Below are 11,271 nucleotides of genomic sequence, written 5' to 3'. Positions count from 1 at the left end.
CCCCCCCCCCCCCCCCCCCCCCCCCCACCCCCCCCCCTCCCCCCCCCCCCCCCCCGCCCTCCCCCCCCCCCCCCCCCCCCCCCCCCCCCCCCACCACGGGTGTGACAGGGGGTACCCCTTCACGGATGTGCCGTCAGAAAGAGAGCGGGGCCACTACTTGGGCATGGGGTACGCAGTGTAGATAATGTACCCCTCGTGCCCCTTCTTGCCGGGCAGCCTCTTCAGGATCACGCGGACCCCGTTGCCCGCTGCCTCCGAGCCCCCGGACGCCTTGAACACCGTTCCGAGAGAACCGTACAGATCCCAGGAACCGGTGATCGGGAACTCCGCCTTGTTGCGCCACTGTCCCCGCTTGTTGAGGAAGTTGTCCAACGCGTCGAAGCTGGCGGTCCGCTTCTTGCCGCGGGGGAAGAAGTAGTCCGCGAGTACTCGTTCGACGGCCTGCTGCGCGATGTCCTGGCTGGTCCACACCGTGCTGATCGGGGCCAGGCCCTTCCGCTCGTTCTCCTTGGCGAAGTCGATGGCCTGTTGCGGCGTCGGGTTGACGTGACGGCTCAGGGTGTGGGCGCCGCTGCTGGGAAAGGCCAGCTCGTCGCTGAGGTTCGCGCAGTTGTGCACGAGCAGGTCACTCGCCCGCGGCCCCTCGGCGCGTACGTAGAACGTGTGCAGGCCGTCGACCGTGATGTCGTACACCCGGGGGTCCTCGACGGCCGTACGGGTACGCAGTGCCCCGACGGCGTGCAGTGACCCGTCCGGCGAACGCAACCGGTCTCCGACGCGCAGCTCCGACACCAGCGTCCAGCCGCGTCCGGCGACGTGGACACGGTGTCCAGCGGTGCTCGTCAGCCGTTGCCCGTCCGCGAGGAGGACGTCCACCAGGAGATCGGTGTCGTGCGCGTAGGTCGACGTGACCGTCTGCGGACTCCGGTCACCGCTGTCCGGGTCCTCGGCCAGAACGCGGTCACCCCGGCGTACCGCGCTGATCGCCCGGTGACTGCCGTCCGCCATCAGCACCTGGGTCTTCCCCGGGAAACTGTTGACCCTGCAGGACGTGACCATGTCCTCGTAGAGGTTGACCGTGTTCTCGATACGGGCGAGGGTCGCCGGGTCCAGGTCCAGCTTCCGCAGTGCGTTGTAGGCGTCGAGGACCCCGACTCCCGTGTTCAGCGCGGCGTCCAGGGCACGGATGCCCTCGGCGACCTTGCCGAAGAGCTTGCCCGGGATGAAGTTGCTCGCAGCCCACGCGCAGCCACTGGCGCTGCCGTGCCAGCAGTCCACGAAGTCCTGGAGCAGGACTGCCTTGAGGATCTTGTAGGTGACGGTCTGCTCGATCAGGTCCCACTTGCTGAAGAAGTGGGTGACCTCCTTCGTCATGGCCTTGAAGGGTTCGGTGCGCAGCAGCAGCGTGTCCGACGACGGGCATCCGGATTCGGTGGCCGGGACGTCGGGGTTGGTGCACAGGAAGAAGTCGACGTCCACGTCGAACGTCACCTTGAAGGTGACGGTGCAGCCCTCGAAGCCCGCCTCGATGACACAGTCGTTCAACTGCTTGGCATCGGTGACCACGACGCTCTTCTCGTCGACCACGTAGAACGTGCCGCCGATGCCCGTGCCCGCGCCCGTCGATACCTGCTGGTTGGCCTCCGCTCGCTCGGCGCGGTCGGCGGCCGCCTGGGCTTCCTCGGCGTACTTCAGGGCGTCCTTGGCCGCCTCTTCGGCTTCGGTGGCGGCGGTGTCGGCGCGGTCGGCCGCCGCCCGGGCGTCCTTGGCGGACTGCTCGGCGCGGCTCGCGGCCTCACGGGCGGCCTGGGAGTCCTGCGCGGCCTGGTCAGCGGACTCGCGGGCCGAGCGGGCATACCCCTCGGCGCGTCCCGCGGCCTTGTCGGCGGCAGCGGCGTCCTCAGCGGCCTGCCGGTCGTACTCGACGGTACGAGCCAGTGACTGGGCGGCCTTGGACGCGGCGGCCGCCGCGTCGGCGGCGTAGCCGAGGGCCTCCTTGGCGTAGCCGCGGGCCTCGGCCGCGTATCCGGCGGCGTTGGCGGCGTGGACGTACGCCTGCTTGGCGTCGCCGGTGGCCTGGTCCGCGAGGTTCTTGGCGGCGGCGGCTTCGGCCTGCGCGTTCTTCGCGTGGGCGTCGGCGACTGCCTTCTGCTGATCGGCGATCGTCTTCGAGCCCTGGCCGGACAGGACGACGAGGGCGGCGGCCGAGTCGGTGGCCGCGTACGGGGAGCCGAGCTGGATCGCGTCGTTGGCGGGCTTGGCGACCTGGATGGCGGCGTTGCCCGCGTCCACCGCCGCCTGGGCGGTGATGTGGGCGAACCCGGCGGCCTTCGCCGACGCGGCCCGCGCGATCGCCGCCTCCTTGTTCGCCGTGTCCGCGTCGGCCTTGGCGGCCTTGGCCAGCTTCTCCGCCTCGTCCGCCAGCCTGACAGCGGCCTTGGCCTCCGCGGCGGCGTGGTCGGAGGCGTCGAGGGCGTCGGCGGCGGCGCTGGTCGCGGTCCGCACGGCGGCGTCGGCCTTCAGCTTGGCGGCCTGGGCGGCGTCCGCGTGCGCACGGGAGCGCTTGGCCGCCGCCTCCGCGCGGGTGGCCGCCGCGTCGGCTTCAGCCGCCGCCTGGGTCGCCGCGTTGGCCTCGCCCCGGGCCCGTCCGGCGGCCGCTTCGGCAGTGTCGGCGTGGGCCGAGGCTGCATCGGCTGCCTCGCGGGACTCCTGGGCGTACTCGTCGGACTCGTGGGCCCGGGCGTACGCCTCCTTGGCATCGGCCTTGGCACGGGCGGCGTCGGCCCGCTGCTCGGCCTCCCAGGCGTCGTCCCGCTTGGCCTTGGCACCGTCACGGGCCTTGACCGCGGAGTTCTTCTTCTCGACGGCGGTGGCCTCGGAGGCTTCGGCTGCCTTCCGGGCGTCGTCGGCCTTCACCGCCTCCGCGTCAGCGTTCCGCCGGTGCTCGGCTGCTTCGCCCTGCTTGGCGGCGGCGGTGTTCTTCTCCGCCTTCGCCTTGGCCTCCTCGGCCTCGGCCGCGAGCCGCTTGGCGTGCGCGTCGGCGGCAGCGGCCTTGGCATCGCCCTCGGCCTTCAAAGCGAGGACGAGCTTGGCCTCCGCCGTCTCCTTGTCCTTCTTGGCGTTGTCACGGTGGAGCCTGGCCCCCTCGGCCGCAGCCTTCGCCTGCAACTCCGCGGTGCGCGCCGCCTCCTTGCGGAACTCGGCGTTGACCTGCGCGCTCTGCGCGATGGCCCGCTGCGCGATGGTCGCGCTGTCGCCCGCCGCTGCCCGGGTGGCTGCCTCGGCCGTCTCACCGGCCTTCACCATCGCGGTGAGCGCGGCGACGGTTCCCTTGGTTACCTGGTCCTTCTGCTGGCCGACGAGGAGGCCACGGCCGCGCGGCGCACCGGCGGCGTCTGCGATGCCGTAGGCGGCCTGGATGGCCGTCTCGGAGGAGGCGGCCGCCTTCTTGGCGTTCTCCAGCTGGGCCTTCACGGTGGCCAGGTGCGTCTTGGCCGCCGCCTGGGCGGCGGCGAGGCCCTTCTTCGCCGTGTCGAACTGGGCCGCCGTCGGGTACGAGAGGCTGCCCGGGCCCTTCCCCGCGCTCGGCTTGATCAGGTACTTCTGCGCGGCGGTGTCCTTGCAGTCGAAGAGCCGCGCGTCCGTGCCCGACGTGAAGGCGCTCAGGTCCAGGCACTTGCCCGTGCTCAGGCTCCTGAAGGTCGAGGGGGCGCGGACGTCGGCCTTCCACGACTGGCCCTTGGTGCTGTAGCAGTCCGTGATCTGGATCTTCGTACCGTTGGCGGAGGCGTTACCGGCCACGTCCAGGCACTTGGACGAGTTGACGTTGCGGAGGTGCAGGTCCTCCTCGCCGCCTTCCAGGCGCCACTTCTGCGCGGCGGTGTTGTTGCAGGTGTAGATCTGGACCGGCGCTCCGTTGGTCTTGGCGCCGCCCTGGACCTCCAGACACATGCCCGCCGCACCCGGCACCTGGATCACGGTGTCGGCGTCTCCGATCCAGCCGACGCCGCCGGGGGTCCAGTGGTCCTGCCAGCGGGTGTAGTAGTCGGCGAGCCACGACTGGCCGACGAGGAGGCTGAGGGCGTACGCGCCGTCCTGCAGCGCCTTCGTGGCGTCCTTGCCCGCCGTCAGGATCTGCTGCCGCTGCGCGGTCTGGCCGTCGATCTCCTGCTGCCACTCGGCCGCCGCCTGCGTAACCTCCTTGCCGAGTGCCCTGTTGGGGTCGATCGGGTCATGCCAGGCGCAGGCTCCGAAGCGGGCCTTCAGCTCCTCGACCGCGATCCGGAACTCCGGGGTGTCCGGTGCCGGGGCCGTACGGGGGAAGCCACCGGAAGCGAGGAAGATCCGGGCGTCATCGGCGAATACCCGGGGCACGAAGAGTTCGTTGGGCTCGGGCTTGCTCGAGTTCTTCTTCCACAGCGCCCACGCCTGCTTCTCCTGCTCCGAGCCGCCGGTGGTGTAGAGCGGGTCGCCGATCGCGAGGGCAGCGGCCTTGGTTTTGTCGTCGGCGGTGGGCGAGGAGTCGTAGAAGGGATTGAACAGGTTGAGCGGGTCCGAGTAGCCCTGGTACAGCCACGGGAGCAGCCCGGTCCGGTCGAAGATCGTGTCCGGGTCCTTGGGCTCGCCCGGGTAGGACTCCAGGCCGCTGACGGCGCCGGACCACGCGTACCCCTGGTTGCGGACCTTGTCGAGCCACTGGTCCGTGAGGGTGCGATCCGCGTTCCAGGCGGCGTGCAGCGGGGTCTTGTCGTTGTACATGTCCCGCAGGAGCTTGGTGTGCATCTGGTCCGGCGGCAGAACCATGGCGCTCTGCGCGAGCGCGTACACATTGGGCCCGCCCATGCGCAGGCCCTCGGTGCCCATGCACTGGTCCTCGCGCAACCGCTGCGCCGCCGTGGCGTCGTAGCCGTCGTACGAGTCGGCAGTCGCGGCCACGGGCTGCATGTCCGGTACGGCGAGGTCGGGCCGGACGCCCAGGCCGCCGAGGACAGCGAGGGCGGTGACCGAGGTGAGGGCGGTGGTGAGAGCGCCGGCGAGGGGGGGTGGAGGAACGTGATCGTGGGTGGAACAACCCTGGTTTGAACCGCAAGGAGGACATCCTTCACAGCAGGTGCGAAGACGGGCAGGGTGACCGGGCGACGCTCACAGCGAGCGGGCGCCGCGTCACGGCAACCACGTTTCCTCCCCGCGGCGCCGCTGCCCCCGACCGCCGATGACGTGCGGGCCCCGCACGGGGATGGTCAGGTCCCCCGGCGCACGCGACGCCACTCAACCGCGAGCAACAAACGCTCGGCAAGGGCCGGTCCGGCGTCCGGAACACGGAAACGGAAATCCGCTTGCCGGGGCCCGGACGACGTGCCACACCCGATCGAACAAGCTCACGAGCGGCGTGTCTCGTACGGAGTCCATGAAGGAGCGATACGACCAACGAACGTGGCCAGCCATAAATTGGCTGGAAGCATCCCATAAACTCGCCGGGCCGCTGGGTGTCCCGGGACGGTCGGCCACTGCGGTCTGCCGCTGCTGAGCGCGGACCTCGTGGCCACCTCGCCCTGGTCCTGGTCGTACTCGTTGTCGGGCAAGACGCGGGCGGCGAGGTCGCGGCGGACCTGTTCCTGCCGTGCGACGCCTTCGGCGAGGGCACGATCCTGCTGGAAGGACACGGCGACCGAGCGGTGGGCGGCGAGCGTGCGCCGGTAGCCGGCCGAGGCGGTCTCCCGCGTCGTCACCGGCCCCGCCGGGGCGATCGGCTGCGGCGCCGGACCGTCGGCGGCCGCCGGGAACGCCGGTGTGGTGGTGCGGGCAGCGGACTGCAGGACATTTGTGCGAGGGGGATCGAACTGGCGACCTCGCGTAATCGGGAGTCTCGTATTCCTCAGCTGTTGAGTGCTCTTGGTGACCGTGAGTGGTCGCCAGTTTCACACCCCAGGTAGTCGTTCCTCGGCAACCGACGGATGCGAGCGTGACGCGCCCACAATCGGAGGAATGCCGAAAGCAAGGCACCGAACGGGGATCCAATTGGCTGGTTGCCCAACCGATTCGACCCGAGGATGTCCCCATGCGTCGTGCCCTTACAGCGGTTGCCATGTGCGCCGGGACTGTTGCTCTCACGCTCGGAAGCGCGGGATTCGCCAACGCGGAAGCTTGGATCTTCCCGCGACAGTGCTTGGACGGGGGCGGGCGGGTTATGCAGATCGAGCCCGGGCTAGGCACCTGCGTCGGCGGGACGTACGACGGCACCGAGGTGCGAGAGCGAGCCTGAGCCCATTCGATTCCACTGTGATCGCATCGCCCCGCCGAACTGTTCGGCGGGGCGGCGTTAGTACGCTCCTGGTGACCGTGAGTGGTCGCCAGGAGCGTAGTAACGCCAGGTTCCTCCTGCCTCGGCGGCGAGCTGGGCGGTGGTGTCGTCGTGGTAGCCGAGCATCCGGGCGACCACCGGAGCGGGGGCCTGGAGGACGAGGTGGCGGATCGCCGCGGTGCGCCAGGTGACGGAGTCGGAGTTCGAGAGTTTCCGGGTCATGGGCTGTCCAGCCCGGCGGCCGTGGAAGAGCCATCGGGCGTCCGGATTGGTCGCGGTCATGGTGTTCGGCCGCTGCCCCAGGTAGTCCAGCAGGGCACTGTCACGTTGGCTGACGGGTGGGATGATCTTCGGGTTGATCATGGTGGAGGGGGTTGTCCGTGGGCAGTACGCCGCCGTTGTACAAGGGGCACCGGTACGCGGTCGAGGTGATCTCCCACTGCGTGGGGCGTACTTCCGCTTCCCGTTGTCATTCGGTGAGGTGGAGGAGCTGATGCTGCAGCGCGGCATCATCGTCTCCTACGAGACGGTCCGCCGCTGCCACAAGTGGCACCTGGACGAGGTCTTCATCAAGGTCAACGGCGAGCTGAAGTATCTGTGGCGGGCCGTCGACCAGAATGGCAACGTCCTCGACATCCTCGTCCAGAATCGGCGGGACAAGGCCGCGGCAAGACGCTTCTTCCGCCGCCTGATCAAGAAGACCCGTACGGTGCCGAGGGTGGTCGTCACCGACAAGCTCCGCTCCTACAGCGCGGCGCACCGCGAGGTCATGCCCTCGGTGGAACACCGCTCGCAGAAAAACGGTGCGGCCGCCCGGGAGCGACCGCACCGTCCGTACCGCCTGGCCTGGGGCCTTTACGGGGTCAGGGGGATCAGGCGGGATCCCCGCCCTTGTTGAGCCAGGCGCTCACCGAACCGGAATCCGACACCACGAGGTAGTCGGCCTTGGCGTCCCGGTCGAGGTCGGCGAGGCGCAGGCTGTCCCTGGTGGCGCCGACCCCGACGGCGAAGACGCCGCGGTTGGTCCAACCGCCGCCTGCCTCACCGCCCTTGTTGATCCAGGCCCGGATGACGCCGGCCTCGTTCACCGTCAGGTAGTCGTCGCGTCCGTCCCCGTTGATGTCGGCGAACCTGAGCATGTCGCGGGTGGCACCGTCCACTCCGGCGGCATAGGTGCCGAGGCTCGACCACGAGGGCTTGCCGCCGTTGCCGGGCGAGTTGCGCCAGGCCCGCACGGATCCGTTGTCGGCGACCACCAGGTAGTCGTCCCGGCCGTCCCCGTCGAGATCGGCGAACCGGACCTGTGACCCGGGCGCACCGACGCCGGGAGCGATCTCGCCCCAGCTCTGCCAGGACGGTTTGCCGCCGTCACCAGGGGTGTTGAGCCACGCGCGTACCGCGCCGTCGTCTTCGAGGACCAGATAGTCGTCACGCCCGTCGCCGTTGACGTCGCAGAACCGCACCTGACCGCCGTCGGCCCCGACACCGGTGGCGACCGTCCCCGCGTCCCGCCACAGCGGGATGCCGACGTTGGAGACCGCGCCCTCGTCGCTGAGCTGCGCCTGGGCCGAACCGTCGCCGTTGACCCGTACGTAGTCGCCGAAGCCGTCGCCGTTCAGCTCGGCGACCTGGACCGCTGCGGAGTCGGCGGCCGTGTCGTACGAGAAGATCCTGCCGAGGCTGTTCCAGGACGGTTTGCCGCCGTTGCCGGGGGAGTTGAGCCACGCGCGTACGGCGCCGTCGTTGTTGACGGCCAGGAAGTCGTCGCGCGCGTCCCCGTCGAGGTCGCCGAAGGTGATCTGGAACCCGGGCACATCCGGGACCTTGGCGATCTCGCCCCAGCTGCTCCAGGAGGGTTTGCCGCCGTCGCCAGGGGTGTTGAGCCAGGCTCGTACGGCACCGTCGTCGGCGACCGCCAAGTAGTCGTCGCGGCCGTCCCCGTCGAGATCGGCGAACCGGATCTGCGATCCCGGAGCACCGACGCCGGGAGCGATCTCGCCCCAGCTGCTCCAGGAGGGTTTGCCGCCGTCGCCAGCACCCTTCGGCTGCACGGTGTGTCCGGGTACAAGAGTCCGATCGACTGCGATCGTGACCACTGAGCCACCCGCGCTGAGGGACTCGCCGTATAGATCGTCTCCACGCTGCGAGGGGACTGGCAGGGTGATGGCTACGCGACGCCCGAGGGTATTCGAGGGAATCCAAGCTGTTCATGGCCTACCCCGGTGTCTTCTACAGCGACGACGGCCAGATCCTGCGCGCCATGCAACGGGCCTCCCACAACGGCGGTCTGATCATGATGCACGCGGAGAACGGCATCGCCATCGACGTCCTCGTCGAACAGGCACTGGCCGAGGGCCGCACCGATCCGCGCTACCACGGCGACGTCCGCAAGGTGGCGCTGGAGGCCGAGGCCACCCACCGCGCCATCCAGCTCGCCCGCGTCGCCGGATCCCCGCTGTATGTCGTGCACGTCTCCGCCGACGAGGCCGTCGCCGCCCGCCACAAGGGACTTCCCGTCTTCGGCGAGACCTGCCCGCAGTACCTCTTCCTCTCCACCGACAACCTCGCCGAGCCCGACTTCGAGGGCGCGAAGTACGTCTGCTCCACCCCCCTGCGCCCCAAGGAACACCAGGAAGCACTCTGGCGGGGCCTCAGGAACAACGGACTCCAGGTCGTCTCCACCGACCACTGCCCCTTCTGCTTCTCGGGACAGAAGGAGATGGGCCGCGGCGACTTCTCGAAGATCCCCAACGGCATGCCCGGCGTGGAGAACCAGATGGACCTCCTCCATCAGGCGGTCGTGGACGGTCACATCTCGCGCCGCCGCTGGATCGAGATCGCCTGCGCCTCCCCGGCCCGGATGTTCGGCCTCTACCCGAAGAAGGGCACCATCGCCCCCGGCGCCGACGCCGACGTGGTCATCTACGACCCCGCGGCCGAACAGACCATCTCCGCCGAGACCCATCACATGAACGTCGACTACTCGGCGTACGAGGGAAAGCGCATCACCGGCCAGGTCGAAACGGTCCTCTCGCGTGGTGAAGTCGTCATCGAAGGACGGAAGTTCACCGGCCGGGCCGGCCACGGAATGTACACCCCGCGCGCCACCTGTCAGTACCTGGACTAGGAGCACCGTCATGGACTTCGGACTCGTCCTCCAGACCGACCCGCCCGCCTCGTCCGTCGTCGGCCTGATGCGCCGCGCCGAGCGCAACGGCTTCCGCTACGGCTGGACCTTCGACTCGGCGGTGCTCTGGCAGGAGCCGTTCGTCATCTACAGCCAGATCCTCGAACACACCGAACACCTCGTCGTCGGTCCCATGGTCACCAACCCGGGCACCCGCACCTGGGAGGTCACCGCCTCCACCTTCGCCACCCTCAACGACATGTTCGGCAATCGCACCGTCTGCGGCATCGGGCGCGGCGACTCGGCGATGCGCGTGACCAGACGCAAGCCCAACACCCTGGCCCGCCTCGGCGAGGCCATCGATGTCATCCGCGACCTCGCCGAGGGACGCGAGGCCACCGTCGACGGGCAACCGGTCCAGATCCCCTGGGTGAAGGACGGCAGACTGCCCGTCTGGATGGGCGCGTACGGCCCGAAGGCGCTCGCCCTCGCCGGACAGAAGGCCGACGGCTTCATCCTCCAGCTCGCCGACCCGTTCCTCACCCAGTGGATGATCAAGGCGGTACGGGACGCGGCGGTACAGGCGGGCCGCGACCCGGACTCCGTGACCATCTGCGTCGCCGCCCCCCGCCTATGTGAGCGACGACCTCGACCACGCCCGCGAGCAGTGCCGCTGGTTCGGCGGCATGGTCGGCAACCACGTCGCGGACCTGGTCTCCCGGTACGGCGAACACTCCGGACTCGTCCCCGAGGCCCTGACCGCGTACATCGCCGGCTGGAACCGGCGGGCGGTCGTCGCGTTCGCCGTCGGCGGCGTCCTGGCGATCGGCGGCTCCCACTCGGCCCCCGGCGCCGGCCCGTTCCCGGCCGACGGTCTGATCCCGTTCCTGAAGCCGCTCGCGGACTACGGCTGGGCGGTCGGACCGGCCTCGTCGCTGGTGCTGTACGCGGTGCTGAGCGGGGGCTCCGGCTCCGGCGTCACAGCGGCGCGGTCCGACGGGTCAGCAGCGCGTTGATGTCGTACGTCTGATCCGGCGGCGGCGTGGCCGTGGGCACCGGCTTGTCGAAGGCCGAGAAGCCCACGACCGCGTTCGCCCCGCCGCCCCGCACCGTGATCCTCAGCGGGTACGGCTTGCCTGTGGCCGCGACGTACATCGTCTGCGTCCTGCCGTCCCTGAGTCTGGTCACCGGCACCACGGGAGCCCCGTCGAGCGTGGTCCTGCGGCCCTTGTTCAGCGTGCCCCGGTCGTTGTCCGCGTGATCGCCGACCAGCTTCTGGAAGGTGTTCAGATCGCATTCGTGCGTCACACCGTGCAGCCTCGGGTCGGTGGCCGAGCCCTTCATGTAGCGCCCGTTGAGGATCGCGGCGAAGGCCGCGCTGCCGTCCGGCACCTGGCTCTTCCAGAAGTCCGCGTCCGGCTTGACCCAGACGTCGTTGCCGCGCTTCACGATCCGGACCGACCCCTGGCTGCTGCCGAGGTCCACCGAACCGGTGCAGTCGCCGTTCCGGTCGAGGGTGAGATCCAGGGTCGCCGAGGGGCTGCCCCTGCCGAGGGTGCCGCGCGTGCTGACGTGCAAGGAGTGGGCGCTCAGGAGCGCGTCACGTGAGCGGTCGGCGATCTGCTGGGCGGAGAGCTTGTCGATGCCGTTGTCCGCCCGGGCCACACCGCCGCCGATGACACCGCCGCTCGTGAGTCCCAGCACGAGGACCGCCGCCCAGGCGGCCCGGCGTCTGCCGATGAGTTGGCCGGTCACGGCGCCTCCCTCGAAGGGCCCGTCGGGCCTGTTCAGGTGTGCGGTCCGATCCTTTTGAGCGTACGCCGGGCAGGTGCGGGTCGCGCGA

General features: G+C 70.0%; 5 protein-coding genes and 4 pseudogenes. 4 read left to right on the top strand and 5 right to left on the bottom strand.

The features are described 5' to 3' along the window. Positions 1 to 153: 153 nt before the first annotated feature. The 3 genes from ACZ7IB_RS41355 to ACZ7IB_RS41345 all read right to left on the bottom strand — a co-directional run bounded on the left by ACZ7IB_RS41355 (position 154) and on the right by ACZ7IB_RS41345 (position 6,664). A complete protein-coding gene (locus ACZ7IB_RS41355) occupies positions 154 to 4,944 on the bottom strand; it encodes an RICIN domain-containing protein (protein WP_470919897.1) in 4,791 nt (1,596 codons plus the stop codon). Between the two features lie 434 nt (positions 4,945 to 5,378). Beyond that, complete coding sequence (locus tag ACZ7IB_RS41350) at positions 5,379 to 5,729, bottom strand: hypothetical protein (RefSeq protein ID WP_470919896.1); 351 nt, start codon at positions 5,727 to 5,729, stop codon at positions 5,379 to 5,381. 590 nt (positions 5,730 to 6,319) lie between these two features. Continuing rightward, complete coding sequence (locus tag ACZ7IB_RS41345; protein ID WP_470919894.1) at positions 6,320 to 6,664, bottom strand: hypothetical protein; 345 nt, start codon at positions 6,662 to 6,664, stop codon at positions 6,320 to 6,322. A gap of 35 nt (positions 6,665 to 6,699) precedes the next feature. Here ACZ7IB_RS41345 and ACZ7IB_RS41340 point away from each other — a divergent pair. Beyond that, positions 6,700 to 7,142, top strand: a pseudogene (locus ACZ7IB_RS41340) (IS6 family transposase); the annotation flags it as partial. A gap of 31 nt (positions 7,143 to 7,173) precedes the next feature. Here the strand turns inward: ACZ7IB_RS41340 and ACZ7IB_RS41335 are convergent. Beyond that, on the bottom strand, positions 7,174 to 8,352 hold the full coding sequence (locus ACZ7IB_RS41335) for an FG-GAP repeat domain-containing protein (protein WP_470919892.1): 1,179 nt from the start codon (positions 8,350 to 8,352) through the stop codon (positions 7,174 to 7,176). Between the two features lie 149 nt (positions 8,353 to 8,501). Between ACZ7IB_RS41335 and ACZ7IB_RS41330 the strand changes: the two are divergent. The 3 pseudogenes from ACZ7IB_RS41330 to ACZ7IB_RS41320 form a co-directional block, all read left to right on the top strand. Next, positions 8,502 to 9,428, top strand: a pseudogene (locus tag ACZ7IB_RS41330) (amidohydrolase family protein); the annotation flags it as partial. Between the two features lie 10 nt (positions 9,429 to 9,438). Beyond that, a pseudogene (locus ACZ7IB_RS41325) lies at positions 9,439 to 10,204 on the top strand (TIGR03842 family LLM class F420-dependent oxidoreductase); the annotation flags it as partial. Then, positions 10,193 to 10,444: pseudogene (locus ACZ7IB_RS41320) on the top strand (nitrate reductase); the annotation flags it as partial. The pseudogenes ACZ7IB_RS41325 and ACZ7IB_RS41320, both read left to right, overlap by 12 nt. Here ACZ7IB_RS41320 and ACZ7IB_RS41315 read toward each other — a convergent pair. Continuing rightward, positions 10,407 to 11,183 (bottom strand): hypothetical protein, encoded by a 777-nt coding sequence (locus ACZ7IB_RS41315; RefSeq protein ID WP_470919891.1) that lies wholly within the window; start codon positions 11,181 to 11,183, stop codon positions 10,407 to 10,409. The pseudogene ACZ7IB_RS41320 and the gene ACZ7IB_RS41315 sit on opposite strands and share 38 nt — an antisense overlap. Between the last annotated feature and the right edge of the window lie 88 nt (positions 11,184 to 11,271).

The sequence above is a fragment of the Streptomyces sp. NPDC037301 genome (genome assembly GCF_055602785.1).
The sequence above is the reverse complement of the archived record's forward strand: the minus strand, read 5'-3'. Positions and strand labels throughout refer to the sequence as shown.